Annotated in this window: 17 protein-coding genes and 1 tRNA gene; 12 read left to right on the top strand and 6 right to left on the bottom strand. The window is 71.7% G+C overall.

Going from position 1 to position 19,314, the window contains the following annotated elements; all coding sequences use genetic code 11:
* Window positions 1–91 precede the first annotated feature (91 nt).
* Both ACFZDK_RS36975 and ACFZDK_RS36980 read right to left on the bottom strand, forming a co-directional pair.
* Window positions 92–3,028 carry an SUKH-4 family immunity protein gene (locus ACFZDK_RS36975; protein ID WP_390978937.1) on the bottom strand — a complete coding sequence of 979 codons (2,937 nt, stop codon included), beginning with the start codon at window positions 3,026–3,028 and terminating at the stop codon, window positions 92–94.
* Between the two features lie 7 nt (window positions 3,029–3,035).
* Entirely contained in the window at window positions 3,036–4,019 is a 984-nt protein-coding gene (locus ACFZDK_RS36980; RefSeq protein ID WP_390978940.1) for an HNH endonuclease, read from the bottom strand.
* 298 nt (window positions 4,020–4,317) lie between these two features.
* Here ACFZDK_RS36980 and ACFZDK_RS36985 point away from each other — a divergent pair, with 298 nt between their 5' ends.
* Both ACFZDK_RS36985 and ACFZDK_RS36990 read left to right on the top strand, forming a co-directional pair.
* A complete protein-coding gene (locus ACFZDK_RS36985) occupies window positions 4,318–4,863 on the top strand; it encodes a YwqJ-related putative deaminase (RefSeq protein ID WP_390978942.1) in 546 nt (181 codons plus the stop codon).
* Between the two features lie 54 nt (window positions 4,864–4,917).
* Window positions 4,918–5,415 carry an SUKH-3 domain-containing protein gene (locus tag ACFZDK_RS36990; RefSeq protein ID WP_390978944.1) on the top strand — a complete coding sequence of 166 codons (498 nt, stop codon included), beginning with the start codon at window positions 4,918–4,920 and terminating at the stop codon, window positions 5,413–5,415.
* A 26-nt stretch (window positions 5,416–5,441) separates the two neighbouring features.
* On the opposite strand, the gene ACFZDK_RS36995 is transcribed toward ACFZDK_RS36990, so the two are convergent.
* Window positions 5,442–6,773: a histidine kinase gene (locus tag ACFZDK_RS36995; protein WP_390978946.1), complete on the bottom strand. Its 1,332-nt coding sequence runs from the start codon at window positions 6,771–6,773 to the stop codon at window positions 5,442–5,444.
* A 166-nt stretch (window positions 6,774–6,939) separates the two neighbouring features.
* On the opposite strand from ACFZDK_RS36995, the gene ACFZDK_RS37000 reads away from it, so the two are divergent.
* The 7 genes from ACFZDK_RS37000 (at window position 6,940) to ACFZDK_RS37030 (ending at window position 12,666) form a co-directional block, all read left to right on the top strand.
* Window positions 6,940–7,812, top strand: coding sequence for a hypothetical protein (locus ACFZDK_RS37000; RefSeq protein WP_390978948.1), 873 nt, complete (start codon window positions 6,940–6,942; stop codon window positions 7,810–7,812).
* An 11-nt stretch (window positions 7,813–7,823) separates the two neighbouring features.
* Window positions 7,824–7,894: transfer RNA gene (locus ACFZDK_RS37005), tRNA-Gln, on the top strand.
* Between the two features lie 116 nt (window positions 7,895–8,010).
* On the top strand, window positions 8,011–9,459 hold the full coding sequence (gene glmU / locus ACFZDK_RS37010) for a bifunctional UDP-N-acetylglucosamine diphosphorylase/glucosamine-1-phosphate N-acetyltransferase GlmU (RefSeq protein ID WP_390978950.1): 1,449 nt from the start codon (window positions 8,011–8,013) through the stop codon (window positions 9,457–9,459).
* 141 nt (window positions 9,460–9,600) lie between these two features.
* Window positions 9,601–10,581: a ribose-phosphate diphosphokinase gene (locus ACFZDK_RS37015; RefSeq protein WP_390978952.1), complete on the top strand. Its 981-nt coding sequence runs from the start codon at window positions 9,601–9,603 to the stop codon at window positions 10,579–10,581.
* A gap of 231 nt (window positions 10,582–10,812) precedes the next feature.
* The gene (locus ACFZDK_RS37020) at window positions 10,813–11,409 is read left to right on the top strand and encodes a 50S ribosomal protein L25/general stress protein Ctc (RefSeq protein ID WP_390978954.1); all 597 of its coding nucleotides are present in this window, start codon (window positions 10,813–10,815) and stop codon (window positions 11,407–11,409) included.
* 74 nt (window positions 11,410–11,483) lie between these two features.
* Window positions 11,484–12,101, top strand: coding sequence for an aminoacyl-tRNA hydrolase (gene pth / locus ACFZDK_RS37025; protein ID WP_390978956.1), 618 nt, complete (start codon window positions 11,484–11,486; stop codon window positions 12,099–12,101).
* Between the two features lie 64 nt (window positions 12,102–12,165).
* Window positions 12,166–12,666 carry a hypothetical protein gene (locus ACFZDK_RS37030; protein WP_390978958.1) on the top strand — a complete coding sequence of 167 codons (501 nt, stop codon included), beginning with the start codon at window positions 12,166–12,168 and terminating at the stop codon, window positions 12,664–12,666.
* A 56-nt stretch (window positions 12,667–12,722) separates the two neighbouring features.
* Here ACFZDK_RS37030 and ppc read toward each other — a convergent pair whose 3' ends face one another.
* Window positions 12,723–15,455 (bottom strand): phosphoenolpyruvate carboxylase, encoded by a 2,733-nt coding sequence (gene ppc, locus ACFZDK_RS37035; protein WP_390978960.1) that lies wholly within the window; start codon window positions 15,453–15,455, stop codon window positions 12,723–12,725.
* A gap of 308 nt (window positions 15,456–15,763) precedes the next feature.
* On the opposite strand from ppc, the gene ACFZDK_RS37040 reads away from it, so the two are divergent.
* On the top strand, window positions 15,764–16,774 hold the full coding sequence (locus tag ACFZDK_RS37040) for a fatty acid desaturase (protein ID WP_390978962.1): 1,011 nt from the start codon (window positions 15,764–15,766) through the stop codon (window positions 16,772–16,774).
* Window positions 16,771–17,448 carry a TetR/AcrR family transcriptional regulator gene (locus ACFZDK_RS37045; RefSeq protein ID WP_355708689.1) on the top strand — a complete coding sequence of 226 codons (678 nt, stop codon included), beginning with the start codon at window positions 16,771–16,773 and terminating at the stop codon, window positions 17,446–17,448. Before ACFZDK_RS37040 ends, ACFZDK_RS37045 begins: the two co-directional genes overlap by 4 nt.
* Here the strand turns inward: ACFZDK_RS37045 and ACFZDK_RS37050 are convergent.
* Both ACFZDK_RS37050 and ACFZDK_RS37055 read right to left on the bottom strand, forming a co-directional pair.
* Entirely contained in the window at window positions 17,445–17,807 is a 363-nt protein-coding gene (locus ACFZDK_RS37050) for a glyoxalase (RefSeq protein WP_390978964.1), read from the bottom strand. The genes ACFZDK_RS37045 and ACFZDK_RS37050 overlap by 4 nt on opposite strands.
* Window positions 17,807–18,622 carry a trans-aconitate 2-methyltransferase gene (locus ACFZDK_RS37055; protein ID WP_390978966.1) on the bottom strand — a complete coding sequence of 272 codons (816 nt, stop codon included), beginning with the start codon at window positions 18,620–18,622 and terminating at the stop codon, window positions 17,807–17,809. Before ACFZDK_RS37055 ends, ACFZDK_RS37050 begins: the two co-directional genes overlap by 1 nt.
* An 89-nt stretch (window positions 18,623–18,711) precedes the next feature.
* Here ACFZDK_RS37055 and tamR point away from each other — a divergent pair, with 89 nt between their 5' ends.
* Window positions 18,712–19,209 (top strand): MarR family transcriptional regulator TamR, encoded by a 498-nt coding sequence (gene tamR, locus ACFZDK_RS37060; protein WP_390978968.1) that lies wholly within the window; start codon window positions 18,712–18,714, stop codon window positions 19,207–19,209.
* The last annotated feature ends 105 nt before the right edge of the window (window positions 19,210–19,314 follow it).

A 19,314-nucleotide genomic window follows, 5' to 3' on the forward strand; every position in this document is an offset into this window, starting at 1 on the left:
GGTGGACGCGCACGCGCGTGCGGGGCCGGCCCGGTCACCCGACCGGACCGGCCCCGCACGGCCGTCCTGACTGCCCGCTACGGCGGTCCGGCTACAGCAGCCCGTCCCACATCTGCTCCAGCAGCACCGACCACCAGCTCTCCGGCGAACCGAGCGCCGCCGGGTCCAGGGAGGCCAGCTGGGCCTGGAAGTCGACGGTCCAGCGGCCCGCCTGCTCCTGGTTCAGGCCGAACCTGAGCCGCCACATCCGGCCCAGCAGCGCCAGGCAGCGCGCGAACTCCGGCAGCCCGGTGTTGACGAACTGCGGCGGCACGGACGCCCCGCCCGGCCCCGCCTCCACCGGCACGGCCACGATGTTCGCGGTGCCGTACTGCACACAGAGCGCCTTGCCGAAGTCGGTGCCCATGACGAGGTACGAGGCCGCGTCCGGCGCCGGCTGCACCCCGCGCTCCTGCGCCAGTTCGGCCAGCGTCGGCACCGGGCGGCCCGGCTGGGCCTGCGCCCAGAAGAACGGCCCCATGTCCAGCGGCAGCCCCGCCGCCACCAGCGTGTGCGCCACGATCGGCGGCACGCCCTGCCGGTCCACCGCCGCCTGCTCGAACCGGAACACGCCCGGCCCGAACGCCGCCGCCAGCTCCTGCGCAATCGCCTCCGGCGGGATCGGCGGCGCCGCCTGCACCTGCGGCAGCGGCGCCCGTACCGGCGCGGGCCGCGCGGGACCCGCCGCGACCTGGTGCAACTCGCCCTGGTGCGCCAGCAGTTGCCGCATGCCCTGCTGCCGGCTCGCGTGGTCCGTCCCGTACGGCGCGATGCTCGCGAGCCGCGCCTGCGGCCACTGCTCCCGGATCATCCGCGCGCAGTAGGCGCCCGGCAGTTCGCAGGACTCCAGCTCCGTGTGCAGCTCCAGCACCTGGTCCGGCGGCACGTTCATGGCGCGCAGCTCGTGGAAGATCTGCCACTCCGGGTGCGGGGTGCCCGGCGCCGAACGCCGGATCAGCTGCTGCTCCGAACCGTCCTGCGCCCGGTAGCGCAGCACCGCCTGGTAGCCGGGGCCCACGGTCGGCTGCCCCTGCTGCGGATATCCGTACGCCGGCGGCTGCTGCCCCGGCCCGGGCTGCCCGGGAGGCGGCGGCATCGCACCGGCCGGCATCGACGGCGGCGCCTGCGGAGCGCCCGGCGGCATGCCGGGGGCGCCCGGGGCGTGCGGTGCGCCGGGGGCGGGCGGCGGCGGGGGCGCGTATCCGCCCGGGACGTTCACCGGGGGCGCGGCCAGCACGGTCTCGGCGTGGTGCACCGCCCCGCCCGCACCTCCGGCGGAGCCCTGCGGGGCGGGGGCGGGAGGCATGCCGGGGGCGCCCGGAGGCTGCGGGGCACCGGGAGCAGCCGGAGCGCCCGGAGCTCCTGGGGCCTGTGGTGCGCCGGGCGCGAAAGGTGCACCCGGGGCGCCGGGGGCGCTCGGCGGCTGCGGTGCGCCCGGCGCGGGGGGTACGCCCGGGGCGCCCGGTGCTCCAGGAGCGCCGGGCGGATTCGGAGCGGCGGGAGCGCCGGGAGCGCCCCCTCCCACCACGCTCGGGCCGGCCATCATCGTGGCCGCGCGATGGACATCGCCGGGGGGCGTGCCGGGCGGAGTGCCCGGCGCACCGGGCGAGTTGGGGGCGCCCGGCGCCGGTCCCGCGCCCGCCGGAGCTTCCGGTCCCTCGGGACCCAGCGCCGACACCATCTGCGTCGGCACATACCCGCCCACCGGCCCACCCGGCGCGGGCGGCTGAGGCGCACCACCGGGGTACACGCCCGGCGTTCCGGGTGCGCCCGGCGGCGGAGGCGGCGCGCCCGCCCCGCCACGCGCCCTGCGCGGAGGAGGCGCGGCCCTGCTCGTCGCGGCGTCCGCTATGTCACCCGCGTTCGGCGCGAGAGGCCGACCCGGGGTGGCCGGACCGGCCGGACCCGGGGTGGCCGGACCGGCCGGCGACTGGGGCGCCTGGGGATAGCCGTATCCCGGGGCGCCGGGCCCCTGCGGGTAGCCGTTGGAAGGCGCGGGCGGCGGCGACGCGGGTGTCTGGGGATATCCGGGCGCGCCCGGCGGGGGTGTGCCCGGAGCCGCCGGTGCCTGCGGGTAGCCGTACGACTGGGCACCCGGCGGAGGCGGCGGAGGCGGAGGCGTGCTGCTGCCCTGCGGTGCGGCAGGCACCCCGGGCGCACCGGGCACCCCCGGCGCACCCGCCGTCCCGGACACACCACCGCGCGAGCCCGGCACACCGCCCGGCCCGCCCGGCCCGCCCGGGGCGCCACCGCGCACACCCGGCGCCTCCGTGCCGTCCAGAGCCGGGGACACCGCCGTGGGCGGCAGTTGGCTGCCGCCCGCCATCAGTGCCGTCTCGGCGTCGCCCAGGGCGCCGTCGTCGGCGTCGCTCAGCGGCGGCGCGAAGACGGTCGCGGGGAGCGGGACGGAACGGTCGTCACCGGCGTCGGCGTTGGTGTCGGTACCGGCCCAAGGAGTCGCACCGGCGGGCACGTTGGGCGCCCCGGCACCCGCACCCGCACCCGCACCTGCGCCGCCAGAGGCCGCCGGCACCCCCGCCTGCGTCTCGGCGAGCCCGACCGGCGTCTCACCTGCACCGGCCGACGTCCCGTCAGCCCCGGACCGCCGATCCGGAATGCCCAGCTTGTCCGCCGCCTCCTGGAGCCACTCCGGGGGGCTCAACAGGAACGACGTCTGGTTGAGGTCGACCCGGGCCGCCGGTGCCGGCACCGCGTCGGCGACCTCGGCCTCACGGCCGTACTCCTCCTCGTACCGGCGGATCACCTCGCCCACCGGCAGCGCCGGCCAGAGCGTGGCCTCGCCGCTGTCGCGGGCGATGACCAGCCGTTGCCCGCCCGCGTCGGAGCGCGGGCCCTCGGCCCGGTCCTCGCCCCACACCACGAACCCGAGGCCGAACTCCCGTACCCGCACCTCACGGTGCTGATAGGCCGGGACGTCCCCGTTGACCCATTCCTCCGCGCGCTCCTGCGCCTGCGCGAACGTCACCATGCCGAACTCACTCCCCCGCCCCGGCGGGAACGGCATGCGCGAAACCGCCGTCCACCATCAGGTTCGCCACCGTCTCCAGCTCCGGCGGGGACCCCGCCAGCCGCGACAGGAACACGTCGAAGTCCTCACCACAGGGCAGCAGCAGCCGCTCCACGCGCTCGGCCGGCGACCACGACGGGTCCGCGTCGCGCACGTCGTCGTACGCGCAGAACCACACCGAGCCCAGCCGGTCGCCCCTCACCTTCACCGCGACCAGACCGCCCTGTACGAAGGTGACGCCCAGGTAGTCCTTGGTCAGGTGGTCGCGCAGGCACTTGTTGACGTACACGAGGTCGTTCACCGCCGCCTCGTCGCGGACCGTGAAGAACGGCTGGTCCAGCAGGAGTCCGAGCTCGGCGTCGAGGGCCGTGCCCACCGGCGCGCAGCCGCCCGCCGCCTTCAGGAACGAGCGGTAGGCGCCCGGCAGCCGGTACCCGAGGTCCTCCTCGACCCCCTGCACCTGCGACTCCGTCACCGCCAGACCCGACTTCGGCAGCCCGAAGTGCGCCGGACGCGTCTCCTGCAACGGCCGGGTCCCGCGCTTGCCCTGGTCGACACGCGTCGTCGCCACGCCACCGTGGTGCCGCAGCAACGCCTTCACCTCGACCGGGACCAGCTCCAGCCGGCGCGAGCCCACCACGTGGTGCCACGTCCAGCCGTGCGGGGTCGCCACCGCCGGCACCGTGTCCCACAGCTCATGACCGGATGCCGCCTGCACCGCGTTCGCGGACACGAAGTCCGTCAGCCGCAACTCGTCGACACCGAAACCCTCCGGCGGGTCGGCGATCTCCGCCGCCGCACGCGCGTAGGGCGAGAAATCGGGGTAGCCACGCTCGTCGACACGTACCCCTCTCGGGTGACGTGCCGCCCGGACCGGATCCGGGAAATGCACGACCTGCCCGGCATAGGCCGCGTTCGGCGGCGCGGCCTGCCCGAGCCGACCTGTCGTCATGACGGTTGCCCCCTGCGGCACTCTGTACGAACCGGAACCACACCCCTGCGGCGCGCCACGGCCCGTATCCGGCTGTCTCTCCCACGTCCCAGACGCGTCGACCGCGCCCATCGCGGTGCCGACAGCCTATGCGGTACGCGAACCCCGGTCATCGGCCCTCCGGTTCCGTGACCAGCCGTCACCCCGCCGTGACAGCGTGCCCAAACACGGGCGTGTCGCACCGCCCCAGCTTCCGCACCCGCCACGGGATTTGGCAGTCTGTGACTTTCGGGGGGATGCCCGGGAGGGGAAGACGATCATGAACGCCACACAGACGGGACCGCACACCGCCATGTCCGGCGCCGGCCACGGCGCCTCCAACGGCGACCCCCGCATCGGCTGGAGCAGCACCGACATACCTCCCGTGCCCAGCCTCCAGCACCGCCGCGACGGCATTCTGCCCACCGTCGCCGCCGCCCTCTCCGTCCGCGGTGCCACCCTCACCGGCACCGCCGCCCGCGGCGACCAGCCGCCCCCGCTGCACCCGCTGGTCCAGGAGTTCCTCGACACGCTGCCCAGCGGACAGCGCGACCGCTTCACCGGCCGCTGCGCCGAGGCCATCCTCATCTCACGGCACATCAGCGCCGCCGACGGCGCCCGCAGCAAACGCGCCCTGCGCAAACCCATGACCAACGGCGAGGCCCGCAGGGCCCTCAAGCAGGCCAAGCTCACCGCGCGCCGCATACGTGAGGACGGCGACCCCCTGCACGGCAGCTTCGCCGCCCCCTGCCGGGCGTGCGCCGCGCTCACCGCCCACTTCGGTGTCCGCGTCGTCGACCCCACCGCCACCGCCACCGACGGCTGACGCACCCCGGCCCGCACAGCACCCGCACCCGCACCACACACGAACGAAGGGCAGATGCACCCCGACCGCACCACGACCACGCGCTTCTCCGTGCCCGTCGACGCCGCGCTGCGCGCCGCCGGCTGGCAGCCCGGACGCTGGGACATAAAGCAGGCCGAGGTCTGGGCCGACACCCTGCGCGAGCACACCTCGCCCGCCGGGCACCGGCACGCCGTGTTCCCGGCCGCCGTGGAGGCCTGGGCCGAGTTCGGGGGCCTGCGCATCAGCCCCGGCGGTCCCGGCCGTCAGATCGCCCCCGCCGCCCTCCACCTCGACCCCCTGCACGGCCTCCATCTCGCCCGCACCCTCGGCGACCTCGGCCGCGCCCTGCACACCGAGATCTGCCCGCTGGGCGCGGAGACCGACACCCACTCCCTGCTCGCCATCGACGCCGAGGGCCGGGTCTACACCCTCGACCACACCGGCGACTGGTACGTCGGCCCCGACATCGACCACGCGCTCACCACGCTCATCGCGGGCGTCGAACCCCAGCGGCTGACCACCCACGCCTGACCACCCACGCCTGACCGGACCGGCGTTCAGGCCGCCGGGATCACCGCCGACACCCGGAAACCCCCGGCGTCCGTCGGCCCCGACACGAACACCCCGCCGAGCCCCAGCACCCGCTCACGCATCCCCACCAGACCGTTCCCGCCCGACGGCAGCCCCGCCGACGCGGCCGACGCGGGCTCCGGCGGCGGTTCGTTCTCCACCTGCATGGCGATCTCCGCCACCCGGTGCGCCAGCCGTACGTGCGTCTTCGCGCCCGCCGCATGCTTGTGGACGTTCGTCAGCGCCTCCTGCACCACCCGGAACGCGGTCTGCTCGATCTCCACCGTGTACGAGCGGACCTCCCCCTCCACCGACAGATCCACCACCATCCCGGCCGCCGCCGACTGCCCGATCAGTACCTCCAGCTCCGACAGCCAGGGCCCGTCCTCCTCGACCACCCGCGAAGCGGCCGCCGCGGCCGCCACCCCGACCGCCGCCAACGGCACCACGGCGGACGCCGGGGCGGACGCCGAGGCCGGGGCCGTACGACCGGGTATCCCCTCGCCCGAGCGCAGCACGCCCAGCATCTCGCGCAGCTCCGTCAGCGCCTGGCGCCCCATGTCGCCGACGAGCGCCGCGTTGCGCACCGCCTTCTCCGGGTCCTTGCGCGCCACCGCCTGCAGCGCCGCCGCGTGCACCACCATCAGGGACACCCGGTGCGCGACGACGTCGTGCATCTCCCGCGCGATCCGGGTCCGTTCCTCACCCCGGGCCCACTCCGCGCGTTCCTCGGCCCGCTCCGCGAGCAGCTGGAGCTCCCGCTCCAGGCTGTCCGCCCGCTCCCGCAGGCTCTCCATCAGCCGGCGCCGAGCCCCCACGTACAACCCCAGCAGCACCGGAGGCGCCGTCAACCCCAACGACGTCGCCAGCGACGCGAACGGAACGAACCAGTCCCCCAGCGTCAGGTCCCCCCGCGCCATGCTCTGCCGCACCCGCACGAACGTCACGATCAACGTCCCCAGGAACGTCATCCCCGCCAGCGCCACGATGATCCGCCGCGGCAGCTCCGCCGCCGCCAGCGTGTACAGGCCGACAATGCCCATCAGGAAACCCATCTGGGCCGGCGTGATCGCGATCGCGACCAGCACCACGGCTATCGGCCACTTCCGGCGCAACACCAGCACGGAACCGGCCAGCAAACCGAACACGATCCCCGCCGACACCGGGATCCCCGCGTCCCGCGCGAACGGAATCCCCTCCGCGGCACACTCCAGCGCCGACACCAGCGCGAGCCCCACGTCCAACACCGCACTACGCCACCGCACCCACCACCACGGCCCGGTCAAGGCCGTCACGTGGTCTGCCCCCGTCGTGGTCATGCCTCCAGCCTACGGGCGCGAGGGTGGGCTTTTCCGGTGAGTTTCGTCTACTCGCCTACACCACACTCCGTAACCGAACAACGCCGAAACCCACTGGAATCCCTCGAACTACTGAACCACCCACGTTCGACCCCGGAACCGACCATTCCGCCCGGACGGTATGCCTATGGCACATCCACACAGCAAATACCGGGACTTCGAGGGGCTACGAGAGCAGGCGGTGGCGCTGCGACGGGACGGACTCAGCCGCCGCCAGATCCGCGACCGCCTCCACGTCGACAACAACGACATCCTCAACCGTCTCCTGGAGGGCGAGCCACCCCCGCCCTGGACGAACCGCCCCAACGCCAAGGACGACCTGAGGGAGAGGGCACGGGAGATGCGGCTCCAGGGGCGGACGTACGACCAGATCCAGGTGGAGCTGGGGTGCTCGAAGAGTTCGATCTCGTTGTGGGTACGGGATCTGCCGAAGCCGGAGCGGCGCAACCCCGCCGAACAGGCCAGGCTGGCATCACATAGGCGCTGGGAGCACGAACTGGCCATCCGCGACGAGGAACGGCAACGCGTAAAGAAGGAAGCCGAAGAGTCGGTGGGCAGCCTGTCCGCTCGCGAACTGTTCCTCGTGGGCGTTGGCCTTTACTGGGCCGAAGGCGCCAAGGACAAGCCATACGCCCGCCGCGAAAACGTCACGTTCGTCAACAGCGATCCAGGCATGATCGAGGTCTTCCTCGCCTGGCTCAAACTCCTCGGAGTGGAACGTGAGCGCCTCCGGTATACGGTGATGATTCACGAGAACGCGGACGTAACCGCTGCCGAGCAATACTGGGCCAACCTCGTACGCTCCGACCCCTCCGCCTTCAACAAGACGACCCTCAAGAGGCACAACCCCAAAACGGTACGCAAGAACACAGGCGACAGCTACCGGGGTTGCCTGGTGATCAAAGTCCTGAAGGGTGCCGACTTGTACCGTCGCATCGAGGGCGCCTGGTACGGCATAGTGGGTTCCGCACGCGAAGCCGATCAACAGAATCGGACATAGCGAAAAAACCATCCCGGATCGTCTAAGGGCAGGACAAACGGTTTTGGTCCGTTGAATGAGGGTTCGAATCCTTCTCCGGGAGCATGACAAGTAGCGGGCCCTGACAGCACCGTCAGGGCCCGCTCCCATGTCCCCCGCGAAACGCCCCGGTATCCTGCGGATGTCACCCCCACCATCCAAAAGCCGAAGGGCAACTCCGTGAGCGCCATTCGCCCGGCAGCCGTCGTCGTTCTCGCAGCGGGTGAGGGCACCCGTATGAAGTCGGCCACACCCAAGGTCCTGCACGACATCTGTGGCCGTTCCCTGGTGGGTCATGTGCTCGCCGCCTCCCGTGAGTTGGACCCCGAGAACCTGGTCGTCGTCGTCGGGCACGCGCGTGAGCAGGTCGCCGCGCATCTCGGTGAGGTCGACGCCGACGTCCGTACCGCCGTACAAGAGCAGCAGAACGGCACCGGGCACGCCGTACGGATGGCACTGGAGGAGCTGGGCGGGGCGGTCGACGGAACCGTGGTCGTGGTCTGCGGGGACACCCCGCTGCTGACCGGGGAGACCCTGAAGGCGCTCACCGGGACGCATCACGCCGACGGCAACGCCGTGACCGTGCTGACGGCGGAGGTCCCGGACGCGACGGGGTACGGCCGGATCGTGCGCGACGGCGCCTCGGGGGCCGTGACGGCCATCGTCGAGCACAAGGACGCCTCCGAGGCGCAGCGGGCGATCCAGGAGATCAACTCGGGTGTGTTCGCCTTCGACGGGCAGCTGCTCTCGGACGCGCTGGGCAAGGTGCGGACCGACAACAGCCAGGGCGAGGAGTACCTGACCGACGTGCTCGGGATCCTGCGGGAGGCCGGGCACCGGGTGGGGGCCTCGGTGGCCGTCGACCACCGGGAGATCGCCGGCATCAACAACCGGGTGCAGCTGGCGGAGGCCCGCCGGATCCTGAACGACCGGCTGCTGGAGCGGGCCATGCTCGCCGGCGTGACGGTCGTGGACCCGGCGACCACCTGGATCGACGTGACGGTGACGTTCGAGCAGGACGCCGTAGTGCACCCGGCGACGCAGCTGCACGGCGCCACGCATCTGGGGCAGGGCGCGGAGGTCGGGCCGAACAGCCGGCTGAAGGACACCCGGGTCGGCGCCGGGGCACGGGTCGACAACACGGTGGCCGATTCCGCCCATATCGGTCCGGACGCGACCGTGGGACCGTATGCCTACCTCCGGCCGGGGACCCGGCTGGGGGCGAAGGGCAAGATCGGCACGTACGTCGAGACGAAGAACGCCACGATCGGGGAGGGGACGAAGGTTCCGCACCTCTCCTACGTGGGCGACGCGACGATCGGCGACCACTCGAACATCGGTGCGGCCAGCGTGTTCGTGAACTACGACGGCGAGAACAAGCACCACACCACCGTCGGGTCGCACTGCAAGACGGGTTCGGACAACATGTTTGTGGCGCCTGTCACGGTCGGGGACGGTGCGTACACCGCCGCCGGGTCCGTGATCACGAAGGACGTGCCGCCCGGTTCGCTGGCCGTGGCCCGCGGTCAGCAGCGGAATATCGAGGGTTGGGTGGCCCGGAAGCGTCCGGGGAGCGCGGCGGCGAAGGCCGCCGAGGCGGCGTCCCGGCAGGGCGCGAGCGAGGACTGACCGGAAACAGGTGCGCCGAAGACGTCGTACCGTGATAAGTGCACACCCGCACCTAACCAGCTGAATCGGCCTCTCGCGCCCAGCCGAGAGGTCGCTGGACAGCCTGCTGTACGGCTGACACACCTCTGAGGAGACAGTGCTGTGACCGGGATCAAGACGACCGGCGAGAAGAAGATGATGTTCTTCTCCGGCCGCGCCCACCCCGAGCTTGCCGAGGAGGTCGCCCACCAGCTGGGTGTCGGGGTCGTCCCGACGAAGGCCTTCGACTTCGCGAACGGCGAGATCTACGTCCGATACCAGGAGTCGGCGCGTGGAGCCGACTGCTTCGTGATCCAGAGCCACACGGCTCCGATCAACCAGTGGATCATGGAGCAGCTGATCATGATCGACGCGCTGAAGCGCGCGTCGGCACGCTCCATCACCGTCATCGTGCCGTTCTACGGTTACGCGCGGCAGGACAAGAAGCACCGGGGCCGTGAACCGATCTCGGCGCGCCTCATCGCCGACCTGATGAAGACGGCGGGCGCGGACCGGATTCTCACGGTCGACCTGCACACGGACCAGATCCAGGGCTTCTTCGACGGCCCGGTCGATCACCTGTTCGCCCTTCCGCTGCTGGCGGACTACGTGGGCAACAAGGTGGACAAGGACAAGCTGACGATCGTGTCCCCGGACGCCGGCCGGGTGCGGGTGGCCGACCGCTGGTGCGACCGGCTGGGCGCGCCGCTGGCGATCGTGCACAAGCGGCGCGACAAGGACGTGGCGAACCAGGTGACCGTCCACGAGGTCGTGGGTGAGGTCAAGGGGCGCGTGTGTGTCCTGGTCGACGACATGATCGACACCGGTGGCACCATCTGCGCGGCGGCCGACGCGCTGTTCGCGCACGGCGCGGAGGACGTCATCGTGACCGCCACGCACGGCGTGCTCTCCGGCCCCGCGGCGGACCGGCTGAAGAACTCCCGGGTGAGCGAGTTCGTGCTGACGAACACGCTGCCGACGCCGGGTGAGCTGAGCCGCGACCTGGACAAGATCACGGTGCTGTCGATCGCTCCGACCATCGCGAGCGCGGTGCGCGAGGTGTTCGAGGACGGTTCGGTCACGAGCCTCTTCGACGAGCAGTGAGCTGTAAAAACGCTTCTGCATGATCGCCCGCGCCCGGAGGGCATTGATCGATTTCTCTGTGGCCTTCCTCGCCGAGTAGACTTCTCCAGTTGCTCGGCGAGGGAGGCCACGCCTCCGTTATCGACGCGCTCTTCGTAGCAGGCCGTTCGTGGCCGGGTGACCTCCCCCACTCTCGAATTCGCTCGAGCGGGGGGACCCCCATCGCATCTACCTCTACGAGGAGTGATCAACATGGCCGAAGTTAAGATCGCCGCCGAGTCGCGCACCGAGTTCGGCAAGGGTGCCGCGCGCCGTATCCGCCGCGAGTCCAAGGTCCCCGGTGTCCTCTACGGCCACGGCTCGGACCCGCTGCACCTCACCCTCCCGGGCCACGACCTGCTGCTCGCGCTGCGCACGCCGAACGTCCTGATCTCCCTGGACATCGACGGCAAGACCAACGAGCTGGCGATCCCGAAGTCCGTGCAGCGCGACCCGATCAAGGGCTTCCTGGAGCACGTCGACCTGCTGCTGGTCAAGCGCGGCGAGAAGGTCACGGTCGAGATCCCGGTGCACACCGAGGGCGAGCTGGCCGCCGGCGGCAACCTGCTGGAGCACGTGCTCAACGCGCTTCCGGTCGAGGCCGAGGCCACCCACATCCCCGAGGCCGTCACCGTCTCCGTCGAGGGCCTGGAGGCCGGCGCCTCCGTCCTCGCCAAGGACATCACCCTGCCGTCCGGCGTGACCCTGGCCGTCGAGGAGGACGCGGTCGTCCTCCAGGTCCTGGCCGCGCAGGCCGAGGAGGCCCCCGAGGGCGAGGGCGCCGAGGGCGAAGAGGCCGCCGAGGCCTGATCCTCACCTTCGTTTCATCGTTCGTCAGCCGCTGCTTCCTCCCGGGAGCGGCGGCTGGCGCGTATCAAGGAGACATGGACGTGACCACCCCCGCAGGCGGCTCCCCCGCCAACGCCCCCTGGCTGATCGTCGGTCTCGGCAACCCCGGGCCCGAGTACGCGGCGAACCGGCACAACGTCGGTTTCATGGTCGTGGACCTGCTCGCCGGGCGGATCGGCGGGAAGTTCAAGCGGGCCGGGAAGGCGCAGGCACAGGTCGTGGAGGGGCGGATCGGGGCGCCCGGACCGGCGAACCGGCGGGTGATCCTGGCCAAGCCGATGTCGTTCATGAACCTCTCCGGCGGCCCGGTCAACGCGCTGCGTGACTTCTACAAGGTGCCGCTCGCCAACGTCCTCGCGATCCATGACGAGCTGGACATCGACTACGGCGTCCTCCGGCTGAAGCTCGGCGGCGGGGACAACGGGCACAACGGGCTGAAGTCGATGACGAAGGCGATGGGCCCGGACTACCACCGGGTGCGGTTCGGGATCGGGCGCCCTCCGGGCCGGATGCAGGTCGCCGACTTCGTGCTGAAGGACTTCTCCTCCGCCGAGCGCAAGGAACTGGACTACTTCGTGGACCGGGCGGCCGACGCGGTGGAGGCGCTGGTGACCGAGGGTCTGGAGCGGGCGCAAAGCACGTACAACTCCTGACTTGTCACTTGTTCGTACCCTGCCTGTCCCCCACGGCAGTTGACCGACCGTAGGGAAATGGCCAATGATCCCGGCCATGCCTGCTGCCTCCGCCGCTTCCTCCCGTACGGCTCCGGTCGACGCGCTGCGTGTCGTGTCGATGGGCGCGGTCGCCGTGCTGATCCTGGTCGCCGGGGTGTGGGGGTCCTGGGGCACGGCGCAGCACGTGATGCTGACCAAGGGCAAGGAGCGGGGCACGATCGAGGTGTCCGCGTGCGGTGCGGACACCTGCACGGGCCCGTTCACGCCCGTCTCGGCCGGCGCGTCGAAGCGCGCCGCTGTCGTCATCGACAAGTCGGTCGCGGTGCGCAAGGGGCAAACCTACAACGTGATCGTGAAGCCCGGCACCGACGAGGTGGTCCGGTCGGGCCCCGCCGGGGTCCTGTACTCCTGGGTGCCGCTGGGCGGCGCGCTGCTGCTGGCGTCGGTGGTGGTGGCCGGCGGGCTGCGGCTGACGCGGGTGGCGTGGATCCTCGGCGGTACCGGGATCGCGCTGCTCACCGCGGCGTTCGCCGCCCTGCAGTGAGACGACGGGTGCCCCCGGGGTGGACGACCCCGGGGGCACCGCCGTGCTGAGAACGGTCAGCCGGTGTTGCGCAGGCCCGCCGCCACACCGTTGACGGTGAGGAGCAGGGCGCGGGCGAGCAGGGGGTCGGGCTCGGTGCCCGCCGCCGCGGCGTCACGCTGGCGCTTGAGCAGGGCGACCTGGAGGTAGGAGATCGGGTCCAGGTAGGCGTCGCGGATGGTGAAGGTCTGCTTCAGCACCGGGGTGGCGTCCAGCAGTTCGCTCTCGCCGGTGATCTTGAGGACCTCGGCGACGGTCAGCGCGTGCTCCTCGCGGATCGTGTCGAAGACGTGCTTGAGCTCGTCGGGGACGAGGGTGTCCACGTAGTGCCGGGCGATCCGCAGGTCCGTCTTGGCGAGGGTCATCTCGACGTTGGAGACGAAGTTCCGGAAGAAGTGCCACTGCTCGTGCATCTCGTCCAGGACGGTGTCCAGGCCCGCCTCGCGCAGCGCCTTCAGGCCGGAGCCGACGCCGAACCAGCCGGGGACGATCTGCCGGGACTGGGTCCAGCCGAACACCCAGGGGATGGCCCGCAGTCCGTCGAGCGAGACGCCGGAGCCGGGGCGGCGGGAGGGCCGGGAGCCCAGGTGCAGGTCGGCGAGCTGGTCCACCGGCGTCGACGCGAGGAAGTACGTCGGCAGGTCGGGGTCCTCCACCAGGCGGCGGTAGGCCGCGTGGGCGGCGTCCGAGACCACGTCCATCGCGGCGTCCCAGCGGGCCAGGGCCTCCACGGACTGGCGGGGGGACGTGTGCAGGGCGGAGGCCTGCAGGGTGGCCGCGACCGTCAGCTCCAGGTTCTCCCTGGCCAGGGAGGGGATCAGGTACTTGTCGGAGATGACCTCGCCCTGCTCGGTCACCTTGATCTCGCCCTCCAGGGTGCCCCAGGGCTGGGCGAGGATCGCGTCGTGCGAGGGGCCGCCGCCGCGGCCGACGGTGCCGCCGCGGCCGTGGAAGAGGCGCAGCCGCACGCCGTAGCGGTGGGCGACGTCGCGCAGCCGGCGCTGGGCGCGGTGGATCTCCCACTGCGAGGTGGTGATGCCGCCGAACTTGGAGGAGTCGGAGTAGCCGAGCATGACCTCCTGGACGTCCCCGCGCAGCGCCACCAGCCGGCGGTAGGACGGGTCGGAGAGCATGTCCTCCAGGATGGTGTCGGCGGCCTTGAGCTCGTCGGTGGTCTCCAGGAGCGGCACGATGCCGACCTTCGCCCAGCCGGCGTGCAGGTCGACCAGACCGGCCTCGCGGGCCAGCACCGCGGCGGCGAAGACGTCGTCGGCGCCCTGGCACATGGAGATGATGTACGACTCGATGACCTCGGGTCCGAAGACCTCCAGGGCCTTCTTCACAGTCTGGAAGACGCCCAGGGTCTTCTCCCCCGCCGCGTCCACCGGCGCCGGGGTCGGCGCGAGCGGCCGACGCGAGCGCAGTTCCTTCGCGAGGAGCTTGGCGCGGTACTCGCGGGGCATGTCGGCGTAGCGCCAGGACTCCTCGCCGAGGCGGTCGAAGAGCTGGCCGAGGGCGTGGTGGTGGGCGTCGGCGTGCTCGCGGACGTCCATGGTGGCGAGCTGGAGGCCGAAGGCGGCCAGCGTGCGGATCGTACGGGCCAGACGGCCGTCGGCGAACAGGCCGCCGCGGTGCTCGCGCAGGGAGGCCTGGATCAGGCGCAGATCGCTGAGGAGTTCGGCGGTGCCGAGGTAGTCCCGGCCGGGCTCGTGCGGGGTGCCCTTGGCCAGGCGCTGCTTGGTGTTGGTCAGCTTCTGCCGGATGCAGGTGGCCTTGAGCCGGTAGGGCTCCTCGGCGTTGAGGCGCTTGTAGCGGGGGCTGATCTCGGGGAGGAGCTCCAGGTCCGCGCGGAGGGACTCCAGGAGTTCCTCGGTGGCACCCGTGTAGCGGATGGAGTTGGAGAGCAGGCCGCGCAGCTCGTCGATGGTCTCCAGGGCGTCGTTGATGCCGTGCTCGTGCTGGAGGATCAGGACGTCCCAGGTGACCTGGGGGGTGACGTTGGGGTTGCCGTCGCGGTCGCCGCCGATCCAGGTGCCGAAGGTGAGGGGGCGGGTGTCGTCGGGGAGCTTCACCCCGACCCGCTCCAGCTCGGCGGTCAGGTCCTCCAGGACGTCTCCGACCGCGTCGGCGTGCAGCTCGTCCAGGTAGTAGACGGCGTTGCGGGCCTCGTCGGCGGGTTCCGGGCGGACCACGCGCAGCTCGTCGGTCTGCCAGACCAGGTCGATGTTCTCCGCCAGCCGGACGTCGTGGCGGCGGCGGTCGGACTCGATGACGGGCGTGTCCAGGAGCGCGGCGATGCGCCGGAGCTTGTTCAGGACCGAACGGCGCGCGGCCTCGGTGGGGTGGGCCGTGAACACCGGGCGGACGTTGAGGTTCTGGACGCTCTGGCGCAGGTGGTCGGGGTCGGCGTCCTTCAGCCGGTCCACGGTGCGGGCGAGCAGGCCGCCCTCGGCGGCGCGGCGGGCGCGCAGTTCCCGGCCGCGGTGGACCTGCTCGGTGATGTTGGCGAGGTGGAAGTAGGTGGAGAAGGCGCGGACCAGCTTGGCTGCGGTCTCCAGTTCGGTGCCGCGCAGCAGGTCGGCGGCGGCCTCGCCGTCCTCGCGGGTCAGGTGGCGGACCCGCTCGACGAGTTCCAGCAGCTCGGGGCCCTCCTGCCGGACGAGGGTCTCGCCGAGGAGGTCACCCAGTCGGCGGATGTCGGCGCGCAGCTCACTGCTGGTCGTGGTGGTCTGGTCGTCGGCACTGCTCACAGGTGCGGCTCCTTGCAGTGGTGAAGCTCGTCTGGAGGGGAACCCGGCCGTCGGCCGCGCGGTGGCGTGCGTGCCCCGCATACGGGCCGGACATCCGGGAAGGAAACAGAGCGGACCGCGCTGTCCGACCGACTTCAAGGATAGGTGTCCATGAGGACGCGCAGGCTGTCGGGCTCTTGCTGTGAGACGCCTCGCTGCCATACTTACGTCGCCGTAGGTTACGGAACCGTAGGGAAGGACCTCTATCGTCCCGTTCGGTCGCCGCGGATCGGCACCTCTCTCAACCCTCGACCCCACAGGGGACGCGCATGACCTCGTCTAGTTCCGATGTGATCGAAGACCCCCGGAAGGCGGACGGCCCGGTCCCGTCCGCCACCCTGGGCGGCGAGCGGAAGGGATCGCTCGAACAGATCACCCTGCTGCTGTTCATCGTCGTGCCGTTCCTCGCGCTGCTGGCGGCGGTGCCGCTGGCGTGGAGCTGGGGAGGCGTGAGCTGGCTCGACCTGGGCCTGCTGGTGTTCTTCTACTACCTGGGCTGTCACGGCGTCACGATCGGTTACCACCGGTACTTCACCCACGGCTCCTTCAAGGCGAAGCGGCCGCTGCGGATCGCGCTGGCCGTCGCGGGCTCGATGGCGGTGGAGGGGCCCCTGGTGCGGTGGGTGGCCGATCACCGCAAGCACCACAAGTTCTCCGACGCGGAGGGCGACCCGCATTCGCCGTGGCGGTACGGCGAGACGGTGCCGGCGCTGCTCAAGGGCCTCTGGTGGGCGCACATCGCGTGGATGTTCGACGAGGAGCGGACCCCGCAGGACAAGTACGCGCCCGACCTGGTCAAGGACCCGGCGATCCGGATGATCTCCCGGCAGTTCATCTACTGGACCATGCTGTCGCTGGCGCTGCCCCCGCTGATCGGCGGGCTCGTGACGATGTCCTGGTGGGGCGCGTTCACCGCGTTCTTCTGGGGTTCACTCGTGCGGGTGGCACTGCTCCACCATGTGACCTGGTCGATCAACTCGATCTGCCACGCGGTGGGCAAGCGGCCGTTCAAGTCGCGCGACCGCTCGGGCAACGTGTGGTGGCTGGCGGTGCTGTCCTGCGGCGAGTCCTGGCACAACCTGCACCACGCCGACCCGACCTCGGCGCGGCACGGTGTGGAGCGGGGCCAGGTGGACTCCTCCGCGCGGATCATCCGCTGGTGCGAGCAGCTGGGCTGGGCGTACGACGTGCGCTGGCCGTCACGCTCACGTATCGATTCGCGCCGTAACAGCGACGACAGCGGCTCCCGGCAGGGGGCGGAGGCCGCGAAGGCGGCATGATTGACGGCGTGGCGACCGACTCCAGCACCCCCAGTCCCGACAGCAAGCAGCGGCGGGCGCGTCGCACCCGTATGACCGGGGCGGAGCGTCGCCAGCAGCTGTTGGAGATCGGTCGCACCCTCTTCGCGGCGAAGGGGTTCGAGGGCACCTCGGTGGAGGAGATCGCGGCGAAGGCCGGGGTCTCCAAGCCGGTGGTGTACGAGCACTTCGGCGGCAAGGAGGGGCTGTACGCGGTCGTGGTCGACCGCGAGATGCGCCGGCTGCTGGACATGGTGACCAGCTCCCTCACCGCCGGGCATCCGCGGGAGCTCCTTGAGCAGGCGGCCTTCGCCCTCCTCGACTACATCGAGGAGTACACGGACGGCTTCCGGATCCTGGTCCGGGACTCCCCCATCCCCCAGTCGACCGGTTCCTTCGCGTCCCTCATCTCGGACATCGCCACCCAGGTGGAGGACATCCTGGGCCGCGAGTTCAAGTCCCGCGGCTTCGACCCCAAGCTGGCCCCGCTGTACGCGCAGGCGCTGGTAGGCATGGTCGCGCTGACCGGCCAGTGGTGGCTGGACGTCCGCCGCCCGAAGAAGGCGGAGGTCGCCGCCCACCTGGTGAACCTGTCCTGGCACGGCCTGGACGGCCTGGAGCAGAAGCCGCGGCTGATAGGCCACCGGAAGGCCTAGGCGAGGGGTTCCAGGAACTCCAGGCGGTTGCCGACGGGGTCCTCGGAGTAGAAACGGCGGTGGCCGGGGAGGTCGTGGTCCCAGGTGACGGGGGCGCCGCCCGCTTCGAGCCGGTCGGCGTAGGCCCCGATGCCCGTGACGCGAAGCCCGGGGTGGGCCTTGCGCGCAGGACGGAAGTCCCTTTCGATCCCCAGGTGCAGGTGCACGGCCCCCGCCCGGAACCAGCAGCCGCCGCGCGCCGCGAGCGCGGGCGGTTTGGGCACCTCGGTCATGCCCAGTACGTCGACGTAGTACGCGCGCAGCAGGTCCTCGCAGCCCGGTGGCGATGCCAGCTGGACATGATCGAGGGCGGCGAGCATCAGTGTTTCCCCTTCCGGGCCACGGCGAACACGCGCCGGAACGGGAACGGGGTGCCGTGCGGGCCGGCCGGGTAGGCCTCGCGCAGCGCGGCCCGGTACTCGGCGAGGAACGCGTCACGGGCGGCCGGATCGTCGGCGAGGGCGGTGAGGACCGGGCGCAGTCCGGTGCCCTTCACCCAGTCGAGGACCGGGTCCTCGCCGGTGAGCAGGTGGAGGTACGTGGTCTCCCAGACGTCGGCGGTGCAGCCGAGGGCGGTCAGCCGCTCCAGGTAGGCCCCGGGGGTGAGGACGGCGTCGTCGTGGCGGAGGGTCTCGGCGAGGCGGTCGTGCCAGCGGGCGGAGTGGGCGAGGGTGCGCATCAGCCGGTGGCTGGGGGCGGAGAAGTTGCCGGGGACCTGGAAGGCGAAGGTGCCGCCGGGGGCGAGGGCGTCGATCCAGTCGGCGAAGCGCTCGGCGTGCCCGGGGACCCACTGCAGCGTGGCGTTGCTGATGATCAGGTCGTACGGCCGCTCGGGCGCCCAGGTGCGGACGTCGGCGTGGGAGAAGTCCAGCCGGCCGCCGCCGGCCGTGGGGCCCTCGTACTCGACGAGCGCCTTGTCGAGCATCTCCGGCGAGTTGTCGTAGCCGGTGATGTGCGCGGCGGGCCAGCGGTCGGCGAGCAGGGCGGTCATGTTGCCGGGGCCGCAGCCGAGGTCGGCGACGACCGGGGGCCGTCCGGGCAGGTCGGGAACGCGGGCGAGGAGGTCGATGAAGGGGCGGGCGCGGTGGCCGGCGTGCCGGAGGTACTGGGCGGGGTCCCAGGCGGGAGTCGTCATGTGCTCCACCTTCCCCGGCGACTTCTCTTGATGTCAAGAGACTCGACATCAAGAGACTTCACGTCGACACAACCACTACACTGATCGTCATGGAGGACGAGGTCGATCGGCTGGTGGCTGCGTGGCGCCGGGAGCGCCCGGACCTCGACGTGGAACCGCTTGAGGTGCTCAGCCGGGTGAGCCGGCTGGCCCGGCATCTGGACCGGGCACGTCGGCTGGCCTTCGCGGAGCACAGCCTGGAGCCCTGGGAGTTCGACGTGCTGACCGCGCTCAGGCGCGCGGGCACGCCCTACCAGCTCTCCCCCGGGCAGCTGCTGACGCAGACCCTGGTCACCTCGGGCACGATGACCAACCGGATCGACCGGCTGACCAAGAAGGGCCTGGTGGAGCGGCTGCCGGACCCCAGCGACCGGCGCGGTGTGCTGGTGCGGCTGACCGAGGAGGGCCAGGACCGCGCGGACCAGGCCCTGGCCGGACTCCTCGCCCAGGAACGGGCGATCCTCGCGGAGCTCTCCCGCGCCCAGCGCGGCGAACTGGCCGGACTGCTCCGCCAGTTGACCGCGCCGTTCGACAACATCCCCGGCTAGGCGCTCCGCTGGGAGAGCCGCTTGGGTCGTGCCGCGATGGGCCGTCGGCGTCCGCGGCTTCGTCGTGGCTGGTCGCGCAGTTCCTCCCCCAGCCTTCGGCCGGCG

It is taken from the genome of Streptomyces sp. NPDC007901, from assembly GCF_042959465.1.
Classification (GTDB): Bacteria; Actinomycetota; Actinomycetes; order Streptomycetales; family Streptomycetaceae; genus Streptomyces.